Annotated in this window: 25 protein-coding genes; 6 read left to right on the top strand and 19 right to left on the bottom strand. The window is 66.7% G+C overall.

Features of this window, described 5'->3' with window-relative positions; genetic code table 11:
• Positions 1-90: 90 nt before the first annotated feature.
• The gene (locus PMI15_RS22130; RefSeq protein WP_007874419.1) at positions 91-1,530 is read left to right on the top strand and encodes a PLP-dependent aminotransferase family protein; all 1,440 of its coding nucleotides are present in this window, start codon (positions 91-93) and stop codon (positions 1,528-1,530) included.
• Here PMI15_RS22130 and PMI15_RS22125 read toward each other — a convergent pair.
• Complete coding sequence (locus tag PMI15_RS22125; RefSeq protein WP_007874417.1) at positions 1,527-2,666, bottom strand: citrate synthase family protein; 1,140 nt, start codon at positions 2,664-2,666, stop codon at positions 1,527-1,529. The genes PMI15_RS22130 and PMI15_RS22125 overlap by 4 nt on opposite strands.
• A gap of 134 nt (positions 2,667-2,800) precedes the next feature.
• Here PMI15_RS22125 and PMI15_RS22120 point away from each other — a divergent pair, with 134 nt between their 5' ends.
• The 3 genes from PMI15_RS22120 (at position 2,801) to PMI15_RS22110 (ending at position 5,795) form a co-directional block, all read left to right on the top strand.
• Positions 2,801-3,754 carry a 2-hydroxyacid dehydrogenase gene (locus tag PMI15_RS22120; protein WP_007874415.1) on the top strand — a complete coding sequence of 318 codons (954 nt, stop codon included), beginning with the start codon at positions 2,801-2,803 and terminating at the stop codon, positions 3,752-3,754.
• 82 nt (positions 3,755-3,836) lie between these two features.
• On the top strand, positions 3,837-4,784 hold the full coding sequence (locus tag PMI15_RS22115) for a Bug family tripartite tricarboxylate transporter substrate binding protein (protein ID WP_369751969.1): 948 nt from the start codon (positions 3,837-3,839) through the stop codon (positions 4,782-4,784).
• Positions 4,785-4,820: 36 nt separating this feature from the next.
• Positions 4,821-5,795: a tripartite tricarboxylate transporter substrate binding protein gene (locus PMI15_RS22110; RefSeq protein WP_007874412.1), complete on the top strand. Its 975-nt coding sequence runs from the start codon at positions 4,821-4,823 to the stop codon at positions 5,793-5,795.
• Between the two features lie 110 nt (positions 5,796-5,905).
• Here the strand turns inward: PMI15_RS22110 and PMI15_RS22105 are convergent, their stop codons facing one another.
• Complete coding sequence (locus PMI15_RS22105) at positions 5,906-6,511, bottom strand: flavin reductase family protein (RefSeq protein WP_007874410.1); 606 nt, start codon at positions 6,509-6,511, stop codon at positions 5,906-5,908.
• Between the two features lies 1 nt (position 6,512).
• Complete coding sequence (locus PMI15_RS22100) at positions 6,513-6,962, bottom strand: VOC family protein (protein WP_007874408.1); 450 nt, start codon at positions 6,960-6,962, stop codon at positions 6,513-6,515.
• A gap of 113 nt (positions 6,963-7,075) precedes the next feature.
• Here PMI15_RS22100 and PMI15_RS22095 point away from each other — a divergent pair, with 113 nt between their 5' ends.
• A complete protein-coding gene (locus tag PMI15_RS22095; protein ID WP_036840709.1) occupies positions 7,076-7,954 on the top strand; it encodes a LysR family transcriptional regulator in 879 nt (292 codons plus the stop codon).
• Between the two features lie 22 nt (positions 7,955-7,976).
• Here PMI15_RS22095 and PMI15_RS22090 read toward each other — a convergent pair whose 3' ends face one another.
• The 8 genes from PMI15_RS22090 to hemN form a co-directional block, all read right to left on the bottom strand.
• A complete protein-coding gene (locus PMI15_RS22090) occupies positions 7,977-8,168 on the bottom strand; it encodes a hypothetical protein (RefSeq protein ID WP_007874405.1) in 192 nt (63 codons plus the stop codon).
• Positions 8,169-8,251: 83 nt separating this feature from the next.
• Positions 8,252-8,458, bottom strand: a complete 207-nt coding sequence (locus tag PMI15_RS22085; protein ID WP_036840692.1) for a DUF3606 domain-containing protein — start codon at positions 8,456-8,458, stop codon at positions 8,252-8,254.
• Between the two features lie 214 nt (positions 8,459-8,672).
• On the bottom strand, positions 8,673-9,077 hold the full coding sequence (locus tag PMI15_RS22080; protein WP_007874401.1) for a DUF1801 domain-containing protein: 405 nt from the start codon (positions 9,075-9,077) through the stop codon (positions 8,673-8,675).
• Positions 9,078-9,110: 33 nt separating this feature from the next.
• The gene (locus PMI15_RS22075) at positions 9,111-9,542 is read right to left on the bottom strand and encodes a DUF1801 domain-containing protein (RefSeq protein ID WP_007874399.1); all 432 of its coding nucleotides are present in this window, start codon (positions 9,540-9,542) and stop codon (positions 9,111-9,113) included.
• A gap of 30 nt (positions 9,543-9,572) precedes the next feature.
• Positions 9,573-9,983 carry an SRPBCC domain-containing protein gene (locus PMI15_RS22070; RefSeq protein WP_007874397.1) on the bottom strand — a complete coding sequence of 137 codons (411 nt, stop codon included), beginning with the start codon at positions 9,981-9,983 and terminating at the stop codon, positions 9,573-9,575.
• Positions 9,980-10,303: a helix-turn-helix transcriptional regulator gene (locus PMI15_RS22065; protein ID WP_007874391.1), complete on the bottom strand. Its 324-nt coding sequence runs from the start codon at positions 10,301-10,303 to the stop codon at positions 9,980-9,982. The genes PMI15_RS22070 and PMI15_RS22065 overlap by 4 nt, the downstream gene beginning before the upstream one ends.
• An 89-nt stretch (positions 10,304-10,392) precedes the next feature.
• Positions 10,393-11,082: a sulfite exporter TauE/SafE family protein gene (locus PMI15_RS22060; RefSeq protein ID WP_007874390.1), complete on the bottom strand. Its 690-nt coding sequence runs from the start codon at positions 11,080-11,082 to the stop codon at positions 10,393-10,395.
• Between the two features lie 6 nt (positions 11,083-11,088).
• Complete coding sequence (gene hemN, locus PMI15_RS22055) at positions 11,089-12,471, bottom strand: oxygen-independent coproporphyrinogen III oxidase (RefSeq protein WP_007874389.1); 1,383 nt, start codon at positions 12,469-12,471, stop codon at positions 11,089-11,091.
• 215 nt (positions 12,472-12,686) lie between these two features.
• Here hemN and PMI15_RS22050 point away from each other — a divergent pair, with 215 nt between their 5' ends.
• Complete coding sequence (locus PMI15_RS22050; RefSeq protein ID WP_007874388.1) at positions 12,687-13,787, top strand: fatty acid desaturase; 1,101 nt, start codon at positions 12,687-12,689, stop codon at positions 13,785-13,787.
• A 15-nt stretch (positions 13,788-13,802) separates the two neighbouring features.
• Here the strand turns inward: PMI15_RS22050 and PMI15_RS22045 are convergent, their stop codons facing one another.
• From PMI15_RS22045 to ccoG, 8 genes are all read right to left on the bottom strand, one after another.
• The gene (locus PMI15_RS22045; protein WP_007874384.1) at positions 13,803-14,588 is read right to left on the bottom strand and encodes a helix-turn-helix domain-containing protein; all 786 of its coding nucleotides are present in this window, start codon (positions 14,586-14,588) and stop codon (positions 13,803-13,805) included.
• Positions 14,579-15,022, bottom strand: coding sequence for a response regulator transcription factor (locus PMI15_RS22040; RefSeq protein WP_157214715.1), 444 nt, complete (start codon positions 15,020-15,022; stop codon positions 14,579-14,581). Before PMI15_RS22040 ends, PMI15_RS22045 begins: the two co-directional genes overlap by 10 nt.
• 112 nt (positions 15,023-15,134) lie before the next feature.
• Entirely contained in the window at positions 15,135-15,968 is an 834-nt protein-coding gene (locus PMI15_RS22035) for a universal stress protein (RefSeq protein ID WP_007874382.1), read from the bottom strand.
• A gap of 111 nt (positions 15,969-16,079) precedes the next feature.
• The gene (locus tag PMI15_RS22030; protein ID WP_007874381.1) at positions 16,080-16,724 is read right to left on the bottom strand and encodes a response regulator transcription factor; all 645 of its coding nucleotides are present in this window, start codon (positions 16,722-16,724) and stop codon (positions 16,080-16,082) included.
• Positions 16,721-17,995, bottom strand: coding sequence for a PAS domain-containing sensor histidine kinase (locus tag PMI15_RS22025; protein ID WP_238541172.1), 1,275 nt, complete (start codon positions 17,993-17,995; stop codon positions 16,721-16,723). Before PMI15_RS22025 ends, PMI15_RS22030 begins: the two co-directional genes overlap by 4 nt.
• Before the next feature lie 73 nt (positions 17,996-18,068).
• Positions 18,069-18,347: a hypothetical protein gene (locus PMI15_RS22020; protein WP_007874375.1), complete on the bottom strand. Its 279-nt coding sequence runs from the start codon at positions 18,345-18,347 to the stop codon at positions 18,069-18,071.
• Positions 18,348-18,389: 42 nt separating this feature from the next.
• Entirely contained in the window at positions 18,390-18,647 is a 258-nt protein-coding gene (locus PMI15_RS22015) for a hypothetical protein (protein ID WP_007874373.1), read from the bottom strand.
• A gap of 10 nt (positions 18,648-18,657) precedes the next feature.
• The coding region (gene ccoG, locus PMI15_RS22010; RefSeq protein ID WP_007874371.1) for a cytochrome c oxidase accessory protein CcoG at positions 18,658-19,766 on the bottom strand (1,109 nt) is incomplete at its 5' end.

Here is a 19,766-nt window from a genome sequence, read left to right as displayed (position 1 = left end):
TTTATTTCATGTTTCCGGCCCGCAGGATGGCATGCCATCTGGTACCTTTGAAGCTCCACAATTGGGTAATTCATAAGGGCCAGAACAGGCATGGAATTTCACATCGACATGCCCGCGGCCGGCTCGCGGGACCGCTTCGCCGCCCTGCACCGCCAGATCCGGGCGGCCATCATCGACGGGCGCCTGGCCGCGGGGGTGCGGCTGCCGACCACGCGTGAACTCGCGGACAGGCTGGGTGTCTCGCGCAACACCGTGCTGGCCGCCTACGAACACCTGGCGACCGAAGGCTATCTGCAGCCGCGCCAACGCGCCGGCACTTTCGTCGCGGGGGCGATACCGCCGCGCGGCCATGCGGCGCCGCCATCAAACCCACCCGGCCCATCCCTGGCCGAGCTGCCCGACGCCTGGCGGCGCGTGGCGCCGTGGTCCGCCGAGGCCATGCCGCCCGGGCCGCGCTTTGACTTTCGCGTGGGCTTGCCGGACCACTCGCAGTTTCCCTGGGATCGCTGGCGCCGCCTGTGCGGCCACGCCCAGCACGACTTCGCGCGCGCGCCCAGGGCTTACACCGACCCCGCCGGCGACCCCCTGCTGCGCGAAGCGATTGCCGGCCATGTGTCCTTGTCGCGCGCGGTGGCCTGCAGCGCCGACGACGTGTTCATCACCTCGGGCGCGCAGCACGCCTTCGCCCTGCTGGCCGACGTGCTGGTCACGCCGCAGGCCACGGTGGTGGCCGTCGAGGACCCGGGTTATGCGCCCTTGCACGCGGCCATGGCGTTTCGCGGCGCGCAGCTGCAGCGTGTGCCGCTCGACAAGGAGGGCCTGCGCGTCGACCGCCTGCCGCCAGAGGCCAGGGTGATCTGCGTGACGCCTTCGCACCAGTTCCCGGTCGGCGCCGCGATGTCCCTGAACCGCCGCGCGCAACTGCTGGCATTCGCGCGGCAGCACCAGGCTGTGGTGATCGAAGACGACTACGACGGCGAGTTCCGCTACGGCGGCCGCCCGCTCGACGCGCTGCACTCGCTGGACGACAGCGGCCTGGTGTTTTATGTCGGCACGTTTTCGAAGGTGATGTTCCCTGCCCTGCGCGCCGGCTTTGTGGTGGCGCCGGCCTGGGCGCGGGAGCGGCTCGCGGCGGCGCTGCACGCCACCCAGGGCGCGCCGCCCCTGTTGACCCAACTGGCGCTGGCCGCTTTCATCCGCGAAGGGCATCTCGCCCGGCACGTGCGGCGCATGCGTCGCCTCTATGCCGGGCGGCGCGACGCCCTGCTGCAGGCGATGGAGCAGCATGCGGAAGGCCTGCTGATACCGCTGCCGTCGGCGGCCGGGCTGCATGTGAGCGCGATGCTGGCACCGCAGTTCGAAGCGTACAAGGTGGCGCGCACGGCCGCCGAGGCGGGGATCGCGGTGGAAGCGCTGGACCGGTCCGGGCTGCGGCGGCTGCGCTACAACGGCCTGACCTTTGGGCTGGGCCTGATCGGCGACGGCGAGGTGACGGCGGGGTTGCGGGCCCTGGTCAAATTATTGGGTTAAACCCGCCCTTGCGGCATGTCCGGCATGACGCCCACATAACGCCCGCGCGGCCGGATCACCTGGGCAACGCCCAGCTGCTCCAGGCTGTGCGCCAGCAGGCCCACGCTGCGGGCTGTCGCGAACAGGGCAAAGGCCGCGTCGGCGGGGAGCCGGTGGTGGGCGACCAGCGCGGCCAGGGCCACGTCGATATTGGGCTGCAGGCCGGTCAGCTGCGTGGCCTGTTCGATAAAGCGCGTGATCATTTTCGAGGGCTCAAACAAGGCCAGCAGCGCGGCGGCGCGCGGGTCGCCGTCCGGGTAGATGTGGTGGCCGAACCCCGGCAAGGCCAGGCCGGTCGACAGGTAATGGTCTATGGCCTTGTTTTCGCCCAGCCGTTCCACCTCGCCGAACAAGGCGTGGACACGGCCGGAGGCGTCACCGTGCAGCGGGCCCGAGAGCGTGGTCAATCCCGCCAGCAGGCAGGCCGGCAATGAGGCGCCTGTCGAAGCCGCAATGCGCGCGGCGAAAGCCGAGCCGGTGAGTTCGTGGTCGGCCAGCAAGACCATGGCCGTGCGCAGCAGGTCGGCCACCTCGGGGGGCTGTTTCCAGCCTTGCGCGAGGCGCTCATGCAGCGGCTTGCCTGCTTGCCGGGCGCCGAAGGAATTGGCCACCAGGCCCACCAGGCGCTGCGCCTCGCCGTGCAGCACCCGCGTCAGGCGCCCGCGCGTCGAGTGCCCTTCGGCCGCCAGGCCGGCCAGGGCGGTGAAGGCCAGCGCCCTCCCCGGCTTGCCGGAGGCCGGTTCAGGCGACGAAAAATCGACCGCCTGTTCGGCATTCCATAAGAGCTGCGCCACATCCTCCAGGGTGGCGGATGCCGACAGGCCGATCAGGTCCCGGCCCCGGTAGTACGGGCGCCCGCGGAAGAAGGCCGTCAGCGCCGTCGGGATGCTGGGTTCCGCACCGAACAGCGTGTTGGCGGCCACGGTCTCGTGCTTGCGGCCGGCCTGTTTTCGCCTGGCCAGGCCCGCCACGTCTTCGGCGCGGTAAAGGCTGCGGCGCGTGTCGGCCGGGTCGGGCGCGACCTCGAGCTTGCCGCGGCTGACATAGGCGTAAACCGTCTGCGGCCGCACACCGAGAAGCTCGCATGCCTCGTTCATTGAAATCCAGGAAGCCATGGTGATGGGAAGCGTTGAAGCGTGAATTTATATTGATTTTATACATCAATATTGACGACATGATCAATTCATTCATACCATGCGTTTCACCTCGCCCCATGAACTGAACCCTCTCCATGAAACCCCGGATCCTCCAACTCAACCCTATCCTGATTCCCGCCATCAACGACAAGCTGGCCTCCCTTTACACCGTGCACAAGCTGTTCGAGCTGGCCGACCCGCAAGCCTGGCTGCGGGAATATGGCGCGTCCATGGACGCCGCCATTACCGGCGGGCACACCGGCATTTCACGGGCCATGCTCGAGCAACTGCCCGGCCTCAAGGTGGTGGCCGTCAACGGCGTCGGCACCGACGCGGTCGACCTGGCCTACTGCCGGGCCCGCGGCCTGCCCGTCACCGCGACCCTGGGTGCGCTGACCGAAGACGTTGCCGATCTGGCCATAGGCCTGCTGATCGCCACTTGCCGCAATCTGTGCGCGGGCGACCGCTTTGTGCGCGAAGGCCAATGGGAGCTGCATCCCCAGCCCAGCGCCCTTCCGCTGGCCCGCCGCTTCAGCGGCATGCGCGTGGGCATCGTCGGCATGGGCCGGGTCGGGCGCGCCGTGGCACAGCGGGCCGCGGCCTTTGCCTGCCCTGTCAGCTACACCGACCTGCAGCCCATCAACGGCGTTGCCCATCCTTATGTGCCTGACCTGCTGGCGCTGGCGCGCGGCTCCGATGCGCTGGTGCTCTGCGCCGCGGCCGACAAGGCCGAAGGCATCATCAATGCCGCCGTGCTTGACGCCTTGGGCCCACGCGGCTTCCTGGTCAACATCGCGCGCGGCCGCCTGGTCAACGAAGCCGACCTGACGGAGGCCCTGGCCGCCGGCCGCATTGCCGGCGCGGGCCTGGACGTCTTTGTCGACGAACCCCGCGTGCCCCAGGCGCTGCGCCAATCCGACGCCGTGACGCTGCAGGCCCACCGTGCCAGCGCCACCTGGGAAACCCGGACCGCCATGGGCGAGATGGTGCTGGACAGCATCGCCCAGGCCCTGGCGGGGCAGCGACCGGCCATGAGCCTGACGACCTAGGCCCCGCTTTCGCCTTTTGCAAACCGATCCTAAAAACAAATGACGGAGACAAGAAATGATCAACAAACCCCTCGCCCTTGCCATGGCTTTCGCCGTGGCCGCCCTCGCCTGCACCGGCACTGGCGCGCAGACCTTTCCCACCCGGCCGGTCACGCTGGTGGTCCCCTTCCCGCCCGGCGGCGGCAGCGACACGGGTGGCCGCATCATTGCCGAGCAGCTGACCAAGCGCTGGGGCCAGCCCGTGATCGTCGACAACAAGGGCGGCGCGGCCGGGCAGATTGGCGCCGACTTCGTGGCCAAGGCGCCGCGTGACGGCTACACCTTGCTGCTGGGCAATATCGGTACGCAGGCCATCAATCCCTCGCTGTATCCCAGGCTGCCCTATGACCCGGATACGGCCTTTGCCCCGGTTTCGCTGGTGGCCGAATTGCCGCTGGCCATGATGGTCAACCCGGCGATCCCCGCGAAGACCGCCGCCGAATTCATTGCGCAGGCCAAGTCCCGGCCCGGCCAGCTGACCTACAGCAGTTCAGGCGCCGGCGGCGCGCCCCACCTCGCGGCCGAGATGTTCAAGGACCAGACCGGCACCTTCATCCTGCATGTGCCCTACCGCGGCGGCGGGCCGGCCATCGCCGACCTCATCGCGGGCCATGTGCAGCTGTCTTTCATGACCGTGCTGGAAGCTTCGGGTCACATCAAGGCCGGCAAACTTCGCGCCCTGGCCGTGACCGGCGACAAGCGCGTCGCCGCCCTGCCCGATGTGCCTACCCTCGCGGAAAGCGCGCTCCCGGGCTTTAACGCGATTTCATGGATAGGTTTGCTGGCGCCCGCGGGCACGCCGCCCGATCTGGTGGAAAAGATCGCCGCCGACGTGCGCGCCGTCATGGCCGATGAAGCGGTCAAGGCGCGTTTCGCCTCGCTGGGGGCCGTGCCGCGCACCACCTCGCCGCAGGAATTCTCAAAACTGATTTCAGCGGACAAAAACCGCTACGCCCAGATCATCCGCAGCCGCAAGATCACCACGCAATAAGGTGAGCGGATCCGAACCTTAAACATGGAGACAAACATGCCGCGCATAACCCTCATCAAGGCCCTTGCCGTTTCAGCCTCGCTGGCGCTGGTCCCGGCCCTGGCCATCGCCCAGGCCTACCCCACGCGCCCCATCAAGATCATCGTGCCCGCGCCGCCCGGCGGCGCCATAGACACCATCGCCCGGGTCGTCGGCGACAAGCTGGCGGCCTCCATGGGGCAGCCGGTGATCGTCGACAACCGGCCCGGCGCCTCCAACAACCTGGGCACCGAAGTCCTCGCCAAGTCCGCGCCCGACGGCTACACCATCGGCATCGTGGGCGGCAGCCACAACACCAACAAGTTCCTGTTCAAAAACCTCGGCTGGGACCCCGAAAAAAGCTTCGAGCCCATCGTCTACACCCACGAGGTTCCGCTGGTGTTTGCCATGTACCCGCAGATTCCGGCCAGGACCCTGCCCGAGTTCGTCGCCTGGATGAAAGCCAACCCGGAGCAGGCCAAGGTCGCCACCTCGGGCCGCGGCAGCGCCCAGGAAATGGCGGCCGAAATGTTCCGCATGGCCAGCGGCGCGCAAATGCTGCTGGTGCCTTACAAGGGCTCTTCGGCCGCCCACCCGGATCTGCTGGCGGGGCGCACCGCGCTGTACATAGACACCATCAGCGCGATCCAGTCGCAGGTCAAGGCCGGCAACGTCCGGGCGCTCGCCGTGTCGACGCGCAAACGAACCCTGTCGCTGCCGGACGTCCCGACGGCCGACGAGCAGGGACTCAAGGGCTATGACGCCAACACCAACGGCGGTTTCCTCGCGCCGGCCGGCACGCCGCCGGCCGTCATCACCCGCCTCAATGCCGAGATAAATGCAGCGCTCAGGCTGCCCGACGTCAGGGCCAGGCTCGAAGCCGCCGGTATAGAAATCCAGGGCGGCACACCCCAGGAATACGCCGCATTGATCAAGTCCGACCTTGCCAAGTGGGCCAAGGTCGTCAAGGCCGCGAACATCCAGGCGGATTGAGCCCGGCCCGCTGAGTTTCTCCCTGTTGTCTCTCCTGTCACTTTGGTGGTGACAACTTCATCCCGCATGACAACTGCGGGATTTTTTTGCCCATGCCGCCGGCATTGCCCTCAGGCCGGCTTGGCCTGCGGCCGCGCCATCGCCGCGTCCCCCGCATAAAACATCCCACCCGACCTGACAAAATTGCCGCCGCCCAGGTGATGGATGGTCTGCAGCTCGCGGTTGTCGTCTCCGAAGCGCCAGTGCCCGTTCTGGAACACACGTTCATCGGCAGCCGCGGCCACGACTTCCGCAAAACAGGTGTCGTAAGCGTCCTCGGTGTGCGGCTCCGGGATCAGCCGGCACTCCAGCCAGGCCGCGCAGCCCTGCTCCAGCAAGGGCATGCCCAGGACCGGACCGTTGCGGGCCTGCAGGCCGTAGTGCGCGAACTTGTCGACCGTGCGGCCGGACTCGCTGCCCACCGCATGCGTCAAAGCGGCCAGGGCGCTGCCCGGAATGCAGATGCCGAAGCCGCCGCTGGCCATGATGAGTTCGCGCGTATAGGTTTTCTTGTCGATCACCACGGAGATACGCGGCGGAACGAACTCCACCGGCATGGACCAGGCGGCCGCCATCACATTGCGCGCCGTGCCGTGCGCGCTGGTCACCAGCACCGTGGGGCCGTGGTTAATCAGCCGGCTCGCGTGCTGGAGGGCGACTTCCCTGAAATGGCTCATGTCACTTGGCAAACAGGTTGTCAAGTGAGGCAAAGGCCTTGAACTCGATGGCGTTGCCGGAGGGGTCCAGGAAAAACATGGTGGCCTGCTCGCCCGGCTCGCCCTTGAAACGCACATAAGGCTCGATGACGAATTTCGTGCCGGCCGCCTTCAGGCGCGCCGCCAGCGTGTCCCACTCGGGCAGCGACAAAATCGCGCCGAAATGGCGCACGGGAACGTTGTGGCCGTCCACCGCGCTGGTCTGGCGATGGCCGCATTCTTCCGGCGCCAGATGGGCCACGATCTGGTGGCCGTAAAAATTGAAATCCACCCATTCATTGGAGCTGCGGCCTTCGGCGCAGCCCAGCAGTTCACCGTAGAACTGGCGCGCCACGGCCAGGTCATGGACGGGGAATGCCAGGTGGAATGGCGGGAGACCCTTGGCGGGTGCGGCGGTGTTGTGTACGGTCATCGTGAGCCTCGAGAAATCGTGAAAGCCCTACTTTAGGGTGATTCATGGAGTTTGAAAAACGATATATATTCAAACTGAGGATCAATAATTTCGATGAATCAAAGCGGGCCTTCATGATCACCGAGCTCAAAACCCTGATCGCGGTCGTGCGCTACGGCGGCTTTTCCGCGGCCGGTGAACAGATCGGCCTGACCCAGTCCGCCGTGAGCAGCCAGATCCAACGGCTGGAGGAATCCCTGGGCTTGGCGCTTTTCGACCGCACACGGCGCTCCGCCGTGCTCAACGAGGCCGGCGCCAGGGTGCTGGCGCGCGCCGAGGAAATTGTGGCGCTGTATTCAAAGCTGGGCGATGCGGGCGGCGATGAGGAGCTCACCGGCACCCTGCGCATAGGCGCCATTGCCTCGGTGCAATCCTCGGTGCTGCCGCGTGCGCTGGCCTCGCTGCGCAAAGACAATCCCAGGCTGCTCGTCAACATCCTCCCCGGCGTTTCCATGAAGCTGATGGACCAGCTCGACAGCGCCGAGATCGACGCGGCCGTCATGATCCGGCCGCCCTTCGGCATCCTGCCCGAGATGAGCTGGCTGCCCTTGATGCACGAACCCTTCAAGCTGCTGGTCCGCCAGGGCACCAAGGGTCGGGACTGGCGCGCGCTGCTCGAGTCCCAGCCCTTTTTGCGCTACGAGCGCACCTCCTTCGGCGGCCGCCTGGTGACCCGTTTCCTGCGCGACAACAAGCTCGCGGTGCGCGACGCCATCGAGCTCGACGAAATCGCCGGCCTCATGAAGCTGGTCGCTGAAGGCCTGGGAGTCGCGCTGGTACCCATGGTCGAGGCCTACCTGCCCCTGCCGCCGGGCGTGCGCGCGATTGACTTGGGCGACAAGACGTTTTACCGCGAGATCGGCATCCTGCGCAAAGGCCCGGGTTCGCGACAGCCTGTGGTCCTGGCCCTGGAAAAGTATCTTCGCGAGGCCATTGCACCCTTGCCGGCCTAGCCGCCCGCGCAGGGTCCCTGTTTCAGGCCTGATCGAGAAGCCGCCTCAGCACGGGCGCGATAAGGAGCACCGCGTAGCCCGCCAGATGCACCGCCGCGAGCGCGCAGATACCAAGTGCCAGGCCGAGCAGGAGCTCGCTGGTGCTGGACACTTTTTCGTGCTCTTCCCCCGGCACGGGGGCCTCGATCACAGGGTGGTGGATTGAAGTGTTCATGCCGCATCATCCGAAAACAACATCATTCATGAGGTCGGGTGATGCCGTGTTTCAGGCTCGGTGGAAAACCTACAGGGAAACCCTCAGTCTTCAAGCATTTCCGGCGTTTCCCTGCGGCGGCCAAAATAGCGCCTGACCTGTCCGGGTTCGCTCCCCACGGCGTAAACGGCCGCGCGCAGTTCGTGCTCGGTGCATTGCAATTCAGCGCACCAGGCCTGCACGACCCGCGGATCAAGCAGGGTGATGCGGTCAATCGCCGCGGCGGTTTCGGGCGCTTGCGAAGCCATCATGGTTCTCCCTTCAGGTGGGACAGTTCATGCTGCCGGAGTGCGCCAGGCCTGTTCCCAGGCCCGGATACATCCTGCTACATGACTCTGCTACCTTTTGGGCTATACCGCATCCCCCAATTAGAGGAGGCGGCCGGAAACGCAAGCTTACGGATTCAGGGGTTCAGCCTGGTTCGGCTGTCCGGCCGGCAGCTCGCGCCGCCGTGGACCGCCGGGACTAAGGCTTACCGTTCAGCGCCGCGGCGGCGCGCACCAGTGCCTTCAAGGCCTTTTCATCGATGGTGTCGCCTTCGTGGATATCGATGGCGCGACGGGTGTTGCCTTCGAGGCTGGAATTGAAGAGGCCTGCCGGGTCCTCAAGCCTGGCACCCTTGGCGAAAGTCATCTTCACGGTGCTTTTGTAGGTCTCGCCGGTGCAGATGATGCCGCCGTGCGACCAGACCGGAACCCCGCGCCATTTGAGCTCCTCGACCACGTCGGGAAGCGCTTGCTGGATGATCTTGCGGATGCGGGCCAGCGTCTCGCCGCGCCAGTCGCCGAGCTCACGGATCTTCAGGTCTATCTGCGCGGAGGCGGAAGCGCCCTCGCTGGCTTTGGCGTCGCTGCTCGTGGCTTTTTTCATGGTGGATATGGCTTTCTTCAGGGTTTTAGCCGATCACATTTTTTCGCCAGGCAATTCGCTGGCCTGCCGGATCCAGGCGGTCAGCTGGGCCTCGTCGAACCGGCCGTCCTCGTGGATGTGGACATAGCGCGTGTCCCGGCTTTTTGACTCGACTGGAGGCAGGGGACGCAAAGAGGCGCCGCGAAAAAAGGCTACTTTGACGTAGTGCGTGAAGCAATGAAAGCTCAGGAACCAACCCTGGTCCGCTACGCCGTAAAACGGCGAGTTCCATTTGACGGCCTTGTGCGCACCGGGCACGGTGCGCATGATCAGCGCGTCCAGGCGCCGCCCGACATCGCTTTTCCAGCCCGGCATGGCCGCGATATAGGCTTGCACCGGCGCGTCGCCCTCGCCTTTGGCGATCTGCGGGTTGCCGCCCGCGAGCAGCACCGGTTTCGCGCGGGTCTTTGTGTCCGTTGCATTCATCTCGGAGCCTCCTTGCAAAGAATGCGCGTGTCAACCCGCCCGCGCCAGCACCTGCTCGAGCTGGCCGAAGAACTGTTGCCAGCCGTGTTTTGCGCCCTGGTAAGCCTGTTCCTGGTCGGTGCGGAAGCCCGCCTGCTCCATGCGCAAACGGGTGCCCGTGCCGGTGGGCGTGAGCGTCCAGGTGACCACGCTCTCCAGGCCGTAGGCGGCCCAGGTGTAGGACAGCGTTTTGTCGGCTTCGACGGTTTTCACCTCGCAGTCGACGGAACCCCAGTCGGCGCTGAGCTTGAAGCCGTGGCCCACAACGGGCTGGAAGTCGTTCTTCATGAGCCATTCCGCGATCAGGTGTGGCTGCGTCAAGGCGCGCCAGATTTTGGCCGGCGGGTAGGGAATCTCCCGTTCAACAACAACGGAGCGTGTTTCGGCGGCGGTTTGGGTCATTGGTCCATCCTTTTCAACAGTGATTCAAGGTCGTCGAAGCGTTCATTCCAGAACGCGCCATAGGTGCTCACCCAGTCGCGCAGCGGCGCGAGCGCCAGCGGCTGGGCGCTGTAATGCGTCTCGCGGCCCTGCTGCCTGTCGTTCACCAGCCTGGCCTGCTTGAGCACGCGCAGGTGTTTGGACACCGCGGGCTGCGACACACCGGCGCGGTCGGTCAAAGCGCGCACGGTCTGCTCCCCGTCGCGGGCTAGGCGTTCAAAGATCGCCCGGCGTGTCGGGTCGGCCAGGGCTTTGAAGACTTCGTTCGCGAGGGCTTGCATGGTCAAATCATAACCAAATGGTTATTTATTCGTCAAGCACCGGCCCGGCCGGTTCAATGGATCAAATGTGAGAAAAGGTGACCGGCGCTTCAGGCCAGGCCGCACCACTGGGCGATGCGGTGTGTCATGTCGCCCCACAGGCCGTAAAGGGCGGCCAGCACCAGCACGCCGCCGCCCGCGCGCACGCCAAGCTCCCCGCCCAGGCCGTTGCCGGCCTGCCGTAATCCGGCCAGCAGCCGCGGCGCGAGCAGCAAGGAGACGCCGCTGCCCAGTGCAAAAGCCGCCATGGCGAGTGCGCCCTGCAGCGCGTCGCCGCCCAGCGAGGCCACCAGCAGCGCCGAATACAGCAGGCTGCAAGGCATAAAGGCCCACAGCGCGCCCACCGAAAACATGCCGCCCCGCGATGCGGCCACCGCACCCAGCCTGGACCAGGCCGAGCGCCCTGCCCGGTCCGCCCAGGCCGGCTGGCTGGCCTTCACCACCAGCATCAGGCCCCAACCCAGCACGGCCAGATGAAACAGCGTCCATACCGGCTTGAACGCGGCGGCGTGTTCCGCCATCCAGGCAAGGCTTTGCACCGCCGCGGCGGCGGCCGCGCCCGCGGTGGAATAGCCCACCAGCCGCCCGGCCTGAAAGAGCAGCGGCGATGGCGGCCGCTGCTTTGTGTCCATGCGGCCCATGTTTCTCAGCCCGCCGCAGGCCGCGCCGCACATCACGGCGCAATGCGGTCCTCCGGCCAGGCCCATCAGCAAGGCCGTGGTGGCAAGCGCGTAGCTCATGGACGCCTAAATAATGCGCGAAAAGCGGCTGCGGTTGAGGTCCGCCTGCAGGTAGCGGTCAAACACCATGGCCACCGCCCTCAAGACGAAACGGCCCTCGGGCGTGACGCGGATGCCGTTGTCGGACAGCACGACCAGGCCGGCGTCTTCCAGTTCGCGCAGGCGTTCGAGCTCCGCCGCGAAATAGCGCTTGAAGTCCAGCATCCAGGCAAGCTCCACCGCTTCAAACCACACCTGGCCCTGGCACATGATGGCCATGATCACCGCGCGCCGCGCCAGGTCGTCCCGGCTCAGTGCCAGGCCGCGCGTGACCGGAAAACGCCCCTGGTCCAGCAGGTCGCAGTACTCCTCCATGGTTTTGGCGTTCTGGCTGTAGCTGGCGCCTACCGCGCCAATGGCCGACACGCCCAGGCCCAGCAGGTCGCGGTCGGGCTGGGTGCTGTAACCCTGGAAGTTGCGGTGCAGCCGGCCCTCGCGGGCGGCCACGGCCAGGGCATCGCCGGCCAGCGCGAAATGGTCCATGCCGATGTACTGGTAGCCCGCGCCCTGCAAACGCGCCATGGCCTCGGCCAGCATGGCGGCCTTGTCCTCGGCCGCCGGCAGCAAGGCCGTCGGGATGTGGCGCTGCGGCTTGAAGCGCTCCGGCAAATGCGCATAGGCATAAAGCGCGATGCGGTCCGGCCTGAGTTCCTCGACCTGGCGTATGGTGCGCGCGAACGAGGTCTGCGTCTGCCGCGGCAGGCCGTAAATCAGGTCGACGTTGATGGACTCAAACCCGAGCGCGCGCGCCTGGGCCACCAGCGCGAACACCTGCTCCGCGGGCTGGACACGGTGCACGGCTTTCTGCACGTCGGGATCGAAATCCTGCACGCCGAAACTCAGGCGGTTAAAACCCAGGGCGGCCAGGGCGGCAAGCCGGGCCTGGTCCACGGTGCGCGGATCCACCTCTATGGACAGCTCCGCGCCGGCCACGATGTCGAAATTGCGCCTGAGCATGTCCATCAGGCGGGCCAGTTCTTCGTCGGAGAGAAAAGTCGGCGTGCCCCCGCCCAGGTGCAGCTGGCTGACGGTCTGGCCGGCGCCCAGGCGCGCCGTGTACAACGCGACTTCGCGCTCCAGGTAGCCCAGGTAGGCGGCCGAGCGCCCATGCTGTTTGGTGATGATCTTGTTGCAGGCGCAGTAGTAGCACAGCGACTCGCAGAACGGGATGTGCACATAGAGCGACAGCGGCGCCGCCGACGCTTCGGCCCGCGAGCGCCTGTCGTCCAGCGCGCGACCGTGGTCGGCGGCGCTAAAGGCCTCGACAAAGCGGTCCGCCGTGGGAAAGGAGGTGTAGCGGGGGCCCGAGATGTCGAAACGCTTGAGGGCCTGGGGTAATACAGCGGACATGGGGTGTTTCAGGAAGTGAGGCCTCCACTGTGCCGCCGGCGCGCCTCGTTTGCATTGATGTGGATCAACGCAGCCCATGGTCTGCGCGGCGCCGCGCGCATGCGGTATGCGGAGGGCTTGACCTGCGTCAAAGCGCGCGCAGGCAGGGCACCTTAAGCTGCGGACTTCCCCATTGCCCCAGGCCCAGGCGCCCCGGCGCCAACCCTTCACCCCTCATGCCCTCCACCTCCTCCACTTCCACCACCCAAGCCCTCACCCCGGCAACGCCCCTTCCCCATCGGAAAATCCTCCGCGCCTGGCTGGCCCCCATCACGGCCAAAAACACCGGCATCGCCCTGGCGCTGTCCATGGCGGACTTTGCGCTGTTCGCCGCCTGCATGGCCGGCGCGGTGCTCGCGCGCCATCCTGCGCTGCAGGTGCTCATGGGCCTGGCGGCCGGCTTCATGATCGCCAGGCTGTTTATCCTGGGCCACGACGCCTGCCACCAGAGCTTTACGCCGCACCGCCGGCTCAACCGCTGGCTGGGCCGGCTGCTGTTCCTGCCCTCGCTCACGCCCTACAGCCTGTGGGACGTGGGGCACAACGTCGTGCACCACGGCTACACCAACCTCAGCGGCTTTGACTTCGTCTGGCAGCCCGCGACCCTGCAAGCCTATGAGCGCATGCCCGCCTGGAAACAATGGCTGGAACGCGCCTACCGCAGCGGCTGGGCGCCCTGGCTCTATTACGCGGTGGAGATCTGGTGGAAGCGGCTTTACTTTCCGTCCAAAGCCGTGATGCCCACCCGGCGCGGCATTTTTGTTGCCGACAGCCTGCTGGTCACCGCCGTCGCCGCGGCCTGGGTCGCGGGCCTGGTGATGGCTGCACCGGCCACCGGCCAATCAGCCGCCTGGCTGCTCGCCGTCGGCTTTTTTCTGCCTTTGCTGGTGTGGAAGGCCTTGATGGGTTTTGTGGTCTATGTGCACCACACGCACACCCGCATCGCCTGGTACGACAACAAAAAAGACTGGTCGGCCGCCAACCCCTTTGTCTCGACCACCGTGCACCTGCGCTTCAACGGCTTTTTCGGCGCGGCGCTGCACCACATCATGGAGCACACCGCGCATCACGTGGACATGGGTGTGCCGCTGTACCGCCTCAAGCAGGCCCAGGCCGTGCTGGAGGCCAGGCTGCCGGGCCACATCGTGGTGCAGCCGTTTTCCTGGCGCTGGTACTTCGGCACGGCGCGCCGCTGCAAGCTCTATGACTTCGAGCGGCGGCAGTGGACGGATTTTTCCGGGAGGCCGACTTCAGAGGCCATGGCCGGCCCGGTTTAGGCCGGGAACAGGTTCTTAATGAACCCGCGCCTCGAAGACGCTCGTGAGCGCCGCGGCATCGAGGATGCGGATATGCCGCTTGTCGACTTCAAGAATGCCCTGCTGCTGGAAGGCCGAGAAGGTGCGGCTCACGGTCTCCAGCTTCATGCCCAGGTAGCTGCCGATTTCGGCGCGCGACATGCGCAGGTGGAACTCGCTGGGCGAGTAGCCGCGCAGTTTGAGCCGCTGCGACAGGTTCAGCAAAAAGGCGGCCAGGCGCTCCTCGGCATTCATGCTGCCCAGCAGCATCATCAGGCTGTGCTCCCTGACGATCTCGCGGCTCATCAGGCGGCTGACGGCCTGCTGCAGGTCGGTGCTGTTCGTCGCCAGGGCGCTGATCTGGTCGTAGGGGATGGTGCAGACCTCGGTGTCCTCAAGCGCCGTGGAGTTGCTGGCATAGGCGCCGTTGGCGATGCCGTCCAGGCCCATCAGTTCACCCGCCATGCGGAAGCCACTGACCTGCTCGCGGCCGTCCGCCAGCGTCAGGCTGGATTTGAAGGTGCCCATGCGCACCGCGTAGATATTGCGGAAGGCCTGGCCCTCATGGTAGAGCGCCTGCCCCGCCTTGACCTTGGTGCGGCTGAAGTGGAGATCGTCCAGGCCGTCCACGTCGGCCGGTTTCATGCCGCAAGGCAGGCACAGGTCGCGCAGGTTGCAGTTTGAACAGTGGGTCGTCAGAGGCGGAATCGCCTTGATCGGCAAGGTCTTGCTGAAATTGAGCGGCTGCGAAGCAGTGCCGGCCGATGGATGGGCTAGTGACATGACGGCTCCTTGAGTTGAGAGGAAAAAACGGGTTGATCGGGATGCTGGGCTTGCGCAAGCCTGGCCACGGCTTTCACCTGGCCGGCGAGGTCATAGAACTCGGCGTGCTTGTCAAGAAAGCGGGCGGCACCGGCGGCCAGGTAGCGTGTGCGGTAGGCCGGCTCGGCGTGGTTGCTCAAGATGATGAAAGGGATGCCCGGCGCGGCCGTGAGGACGGCTCGCAGCACCTGCATGCCCGTGCCCTTCTCGAACTGCACGTCGAGCACCACCACCTCGGGCCGGACTGCCAGGATGCCGGATATCGCCGACTCCGGCGTATCGGCCTGCCCCGCGATTTCCATGCCCTGGTTGAGCAGCATCGCGGTCACCCGGCTGCGGCTCAGCGCCGAATCATCGGCCAGGAAAACCCGGATGGGCGGGGTGGAATGTTGCATGCCCCTACTGTCGCGCAGGCGGCGCATTCGGGACATCGGGCTTTGCTGAAAGCCCGGCTCGGATAACGCTGGTTTGCCAGCGCCTGGGCTCCTAGCCCGGCTCGGAATTTTCCTAGTGCGCCATCAGCACCGGCAGCGTCATGCTTTTGAGCACGGTGCGGGACGCGCCGCCCAGCACCCATTCATGGGCGCGGGTATGGCCGTAACAGCCCATCACCAGCAGGTCCGCCTGCAGGTCGAAGGCGCGCGACAGCAGCAGCTCGCCCAGGTTGTCGGGCTCCGCCGCTTCGTGTTGCCAGCCGGCGCGCACGCCGTGGGCCTTCAGGTAGGAGACGATATTCGGGACTTCACCGGCGGCCGCCGCCGGGTCGGAACCCCAGCTCAGGACATGCACCGCGCCGGCCTTGCGCAGCAGGGGCAGCGCCGCCGTCACGGCGCGCGCGGCCCCGGGGCCGGGCTTCCAGGCGATCACCACAGTGCCCGGCAAGCCGGGTTTCGCCGAGGTATAGGGCAGCACCAGCGCAGGTCGGCCGCTCAGGGCGATCACGGTTTCCGGGAAATCCGCGGGCATCAAGGTGGACCAGCCCTCGCCCGGGCCGTGCTGGCCCAGCACCAGCAGGTCGGCATACAGCGCCTGCTGCGCAAAGGCCGGCACCAGCGGGAACTCATGGACTTCCGCCCAGCTTGCCCGCAACCCCGCGGGCTTGAGTTGCTCAAACACGGAGCGCGCCCGCGCCAGTTCGGTGTCCTGCGTGTTTTCGCGCTTCACGGCCAGGCCGGGAATGCCGGAGGCCACCGGAAGCGCCTCGGAAGCCGAAGGCGAGGCATACAGCGCCGTGATGCCGGCGCCGTGCAGGGCGGCAAGCCGGCCGGCAAATTCAAGGCGCTGCGCGAATTGCGGCGTGGCATCGGCGTGGACCAGCAGTTGTTTGAGTTCGTTGCCCATGGAACACCTCCGGTTCAATCAGGTTGGGATGCCTTGACTGTAGGAAGATTCATCCCCGGCCGTATTGACCCTTGTCAACACAAGGCGCATCCACCGGGATGCCGGCGAGGCTCAGGGGTCCAGCGGCTCGCTCAGCCCATGCTTGAGCGCATAGCGGATCAGCTCGTTCTGGTTTTGCAAGCCCATCTTTTGCATGAGGTTGGTCTTGTGGGTGCTGACGGTCTTGACCGAGAGGTTCAGCCTGGTCCCGATGTCCGTCAGGGAAACGCCGGCTGCCAGCAGCTGCAGCACCTCGAACTCGCGGTTGGACAGGCTTTCGTGCGGCACCGCCTCGCTGCCGGGCATGGCGCCCAACGCGAGCTGCTCGGCCACTTCGGCGCTGATAAAGGCACCGCCCGAGGCCACCTTGCGCAGCGCCTGCTCCAGCTGGGCCGGCGCGCTTTCCTTGGTCAGGTAGCCGCTGGCGCCGTTCTTGATGGCCCGCACCGCATACTGCAGCTCCTGGTGCATGCTCAGCACCAGGATGCGCAGCTGCGGCTTTTCGGCGCGGGCCAGCTTGATCAGTTCCATGCCGCTGCGCCCGGGCATGGACAGGTCCAGCACCAGCACGTCGAAAGCCAGCTCGCGCACGCGCTGCATGACTTCCGTGCCGTTGCCGGCCTCGCCCGCGACCTCCATGTCCGCAATGGACGACACGATGCGTTTGAGCCCCTCGCGCACGATGGCGTGGTCGTCGGCAATCACAATCCTGATCACGTGATGTCTCCTGTTTCCGGTACCGGGATGCTGACGCGGATGCGTGTGCCCCGGCCCGGCACCGTATCGATGTCCACCGTCCCCTGCAGCAGCCGGGCCCGTTCGCGCAGGCCCATCAGGCCCAGCGAACTGGTCTTGCGTGGCGCTTCCAGCGCGAAGCCGGCGCCGTCGTCGGCCACTTCAAGGACCACCGCCGCGCCCGTCCTCTCGATTCGCACCTCGACCCGCGACGCGCCCGCATGCTTGGCCACATTCACCAGCGACTCCTGCACGATGCGGAACACCGCCGTGGCATAGGGTTCGCCCAGCTCGACTTCCTCGTCGAGCGAGAGCCGGCACAACACGCCGTGGCGCTGGCTGAAATTGTGGGTCAGCCACTCGATGGCCGGCACCAGGCCCAGGTCGTCCAGCAGCAGCGGCCGCAAGTCCGACGCGATGCGGCGCGTGGCGGCGACGGTGGTGTCCAGCAGGCCCAGCATGTCGTCGAGCTTGGCCCGCAGGGCCTGCGCATCGCGGGGCATGGCTTCCCGGACCCAGGTGGCGTCCATCTTGATCGCCGTCAGCGACTGCGCGAGCTCGTCATGCAGCTCGCGCGCGATACGGGTTTTCTCGCTTTCGCGGATGGCGTGGGCCGCCGAGGCGAAGGCGCTCAATTCTTCGGCGGCGCGCACGCGTTCGGTCACGTCGCGCAGGATCACGGTGTACAGCTTCCCATGCGCGGTGTCCAGTTGCGAGATCGAGGCCTCCAGCGGGAATTCCTCGCCGCTGGCCCTGAGCCCATACAGCACCGTGCCGTCCCCCATGCGCCGCGAGGTCGTGCCGGTCTGGCCGAAACGCCTGAGCTGCCCGCCGTGCGCGGCCTGGTGCCGCGGCGGGATCAGTCGCGTGAGCGGCTGGCCCAGCATCTCGGGCGTGGGCCAGCCGAAGATTTTTTCGGCGGCCTTGTTGTAGAGGATCACGTTCTGCTCGCTGTCCACGGTGATGATGGCGTCCATGGCCGAGTCCAGCAGGCCCGCCAGCCTCGCGTCCGCGCCTTCAAGCGCCTGCTTGCCCGCCCGGTCGCGGGCCGCATCGCGCCCGGCCACCAGCCAGGCCATGCCGCAGGTGGCGGCGGCCAGCGCCGCGACCAGCGGCAGGCCCGGCAGTGAATGCGGGCTGGATATCAAATGGAGGGCGGCCAGCAGCGCCAGGGTGGCCATCACGGCCAGTACGATGGCCATGGAGCGCCGGCGCCTGGGCACCGCATCGCCAACGTGGGGGAAAAGGGACATGGCGCAGTTCGGGAGTGAGGGCCCGATCTTACCGCCCTGCCCCGTTTCGGACACCGGCGCGCCTGTGCCGCTTTCAGTCCTCACCTGCGGGATCCGCCCGCGTCCGGCGTGAAGCCGCCGGCCCCGCGTCCGGTGCGGGCCCGGTCAGCAGCACGCTCAGCGCGCTGGAGGCCGCGCAGGCGAACCAGAAAACAAAAAACACGGCCGTCTGAAAAGCCAGGCGCGACAACCCGGCCGGTTGCCCGTCCCTGAGCATCTCCTGGGGGTCGAACAGCCCGAACAGCAGCAGCTCCAGCAGGCAGGCCGCCAGGAAGGCCGGCCAGGCAATGCCCAGTATCTTGTTGGCTGACATCACATTGCCTCCTTTTTTTGGGATTGCGGGCCAGCGGGACCGTCAGGGCCGCGCGGCCTTGTCGGGTGTGGCCGCGTGGTTGCGCCCTTCCAGGGCCGGGGCCAGGGCCCTGGGCTGACCCGGCTCGCCGGTGCGCGAGGCCCGCGCCGGCTTCTGGCCGATGATCACGGCGTCCGGGTACTTGACGGCCAGGAAGGTCGTTACCACGCCGGCCGCGACGACCATCACGGGCCCGGAAATCACCAGCCAGACATGGCCGTATTTCCACCAGGGGGCGGTTTGGGTGGGAATGCTTGTCATGAAAGGCCTTTCATCGTGGAACCAGGAACACGGATTTTTCTTCGACATGGGCGCGCCCGCTTTCATCGGCGACGCGGAACGTGATGGGGTGCGAGCCGGCCTCGGCCGAGCCATAGGGAATCTGCAGCCGCACCGCGACCCAGCGCGATTCGGTGGGGCCTACGCCGACTTCGGCCTCCGACGCGACCGCCAGGCCCTCGAGCCCGGCCGCCACGAGGCGATAGCGCTGGGGCTGCTCCGTGGCGTTCATGATCTGCAGGCGGTAGACGTTTTCCAGCTTTCCACCGGCCGCGATGCGCGAGAGCGCCGCGCGGTCGCGCACCACGTCCACCTTCAGCGGCATGCGCGCCACCAGGCTCCACAGCAGCGCCAGGCACAACACGCCCAGCAGCGTGGTGTAGACCAGCACACGCGGGCGCAGCACGCGGCGCAGCATGTGTGAGGCGGTCCATTTCCCGGCCAGCGCGTTCTGGGTGGTGAAGCGGATCAGGCCGCGCGCATAACCCATCTTGTCCATCACGCCGTCGCAGACGTCCACACAGGCCGCGCAGCCTATGCATTCGTACTGCAGGCCCTCGCGGATGTCTATGCCGGTCGGGCAAACCTGCACGCACAGCGTGCAATCGACGCAGGCCCCCAGGGACAAGGCGGCGATGTCGGCATGGCGTGAGCGGGCGCCGCGCGGCTCGCCGCGCGCCGGGTCGTAGCTCACGATCAGCGTGTCCTTGTCGAACATCGCGCTCTGGAATCGCGCATAGGGGCACATGTATTTGCACACCTGCTCGCGCAGGAAGCCGGCATTGCCGTAAGTGGCAAAGCCGTAGAACAGCACCCAGAAGATTTCCCAGCCGCCCATCTTGGTCTGCAGGAACTGCAGGATCAGCTCGCGCGCCGGCACGAAATAGGCGACGAAGGTAAAACCGGTCCACATGGCCACACCTATCCAGAGGATGTGCTTGAACCACTTCTTGACCAGCTTTTCCAGCGAAAACGGCGCACCGTCCAGGCGCAGCCTGGCCGTGCGGTCGCCCTCCACCTTGCGCTCTATCCAGAGGAAGATTTCGGTGTACACCGTCTGCGGGCAGGCAAAGCCGCACCACAGGCGGCCGGCCACCGCCG

This window comes from Polaromonas sp. CF318 (assembly GCF_000282655.1).
Taxonomy (GTDB): Bacteria; Pseudomonadota; Gammaproteobacteria; order Burkholderiales; family Burkholderiaceae_C; genus Polaromonas.
This window is presented reverse-complemented; position numbering and strand designations above follow the sequence as displayed.

What these genes read in the sequence shown, in the direction of transcription:
- PMI15_RS22090 (WP_007874405.1), bottom strand. Translation starts at nt 8,168, where the DNA reads ATGAACACTTCAATCCACCACCCTGTGATCGAGGCCCCCGTGCCGGGG.
- PMI15_RS22080 (WP_007874401.1), bottom strand. Translation starts at nt 9,077, where the DNA reads ATGAAAAAAGCCACGAGCAGCGACGCCAAAGCCAGCGAGGGCGCTTCC.
- PMI15_RS22075 (WP_007874399.1), bottom strand. Translation starts at nt 9,542, where the DNA reads ATGAATGCAACGGACACAAAGACCCGCGCGAAACCGGTGCTGCTCGCG.
- PMI15_RS22015 (WP_007874373.1), bottom strand. Translation starts at nt 18,647, where the DNA reads ATGACAAGCATTCCCACCCAAACCGCCCCCTGGTGGAAATACGGCCAT.
- hemN (WP_007874389.1), bottom strand. Translation starts at nt 12,471, where the DNA reads ATGTCCGCTGTATTACCCCAGGCCCTCAAGCGTTTCGACATCTCGGGC.
- PMI15_RS22110 (WP_007874412.1), top strand. Translation starts at nt 4,821, where the DNA reads ATGCCGCGCATAACCCTCATCAAGGCCCTTGCCGTTTCAGCCTCGCTG.
- PMI15_RS22070 (WP_007874397.1), bottom strand. Translation starts at nt 9,983, where the DNA reads ATGACCCAAACCGCCGCCGAAACACGCTCCGTTGTTGTTGAACGGGAG.
- PMI15_RS22065 (WP_007874391.1), bottom strand. Translation starts at nt 10,303, where the DNA reads ATGCAAGCCCTCGCGAACGAAGTCTTCAAAGCCCTGGCCGACCCGACA.
- PMI15_RS22045 (WP_007874384.1), bottom strand. Translation starts at nt 14,588, where the DNA reads ATGTCACTAGCCCATCCATCGGCCGGCACTGCTTCGCAGCCGCTCAAT.
- PMI15_RS22130 (WP_007874419.1), top strand. Translation starts at nt 91, where the DNA reads ATGGAATTTCACATCGACATGCCCGCGGCCGGCTCGCGGGACCGCTTC.
- PMI15_RS22050 (WP_007874388.1), top strand. Translation starts at nt 12,687, where the DNA reads ATGCCCTCCACCTCCTCCACTTCCACCACCCAAGCCCTCACCCCGGCA.
- PMI15_RS22125 (WP_007874417.1), bottom strand. Translation starts at nt 2,666, where the DNA reads ATGAACGAGGCATGCGAGCTTCTCGGTGTGCGGCCGCAGACGGTTTAC.
- PMI15_RS22120 (WP_007874415.1), top strand. Translation starts at nt 2,801, where the DNA reads ATGAAACCCCGGATCCTCCAACTCAACCCTATCCTGATTCCCGCCATC.
- PMI15_RS22060 (WP_007874390.1), bottom strand. Translation starts at nt 11,082, where the DNA reads ATGAGCTACGCGCTTGCCACCACGGCCTTGCTGATGGGCCTGGCCGGA.
- PMI15_RS22040 (WP_157214715.1), bottom strand. Translation starts at nt 15,022, where the DNA reads ATGCAACATTCCACCCCGCCCATCCGGGTTTTCCTGGCCGATGATTCG.
- PMI15_RS22105 (WP_007874410.1), bottom strand. Translation starts at nt 6,511, where the DNA reads ATGAGCCATTTCAGGGAAGTCGCCCTCCAGCACGCGAGCCGGCTGATT.
- PMI15_RS22025 (WP_238541172.1), bottom strand. Translation starts at nt 17,995, where the DNA reads ATGTCCCTTTTCCCCCACGTTGGCGATGCGGTGCCCAGGCGCCGGCGC.
- PMI15_RS22020 (WP_007874375.1), bottom strand. Translation starts at nt 18,347, where the DNA reads ATGTCAGCCAACAAGATACTGGGCATTGCCTGGCCGGCCTTCCTGGCG.
- PMI15_RS22115 (WP_369751969.1), top strand. Translation starts at nt 3,837, where the DNA reads ATGGCTTTCGCCGTGGCCGCCCTCGCCTGCACCGGCACTGGCGCGCAG.
- PMI15_RS22035 (WP_007874382.1), bottom strand. Translation starts at nt 15,968, where the DNA reads ATGGGCAACGAACTCAAACAACTGCTGGTCCACGCCGATGCCACGCCG.
- PMI15_RS22100 (WP_007874408.1), bottom strand. Translation starts at nt 6,962, where the DNA reads ATGACCGTACACAACACCGCCGCACCCGCCAAGGGTCTCCCGCCATTC.
- PMI15_RS22095 (WP_036840709.1), top strand. Translation starts at nt 7,076, where the DNA reads ATGATCACCGAGCTCAAAACCCTGATCGCGGTCGTGCGCTACGGCGGC.
- PMI15_RS22085 (WP_036840692.1), bottom strand. Translation starts at nt 8,458, where the DNA reads ATGATGGCTTCGCAAGCGCCCGAAACCGCCGCGGCGATTGACCGCATC.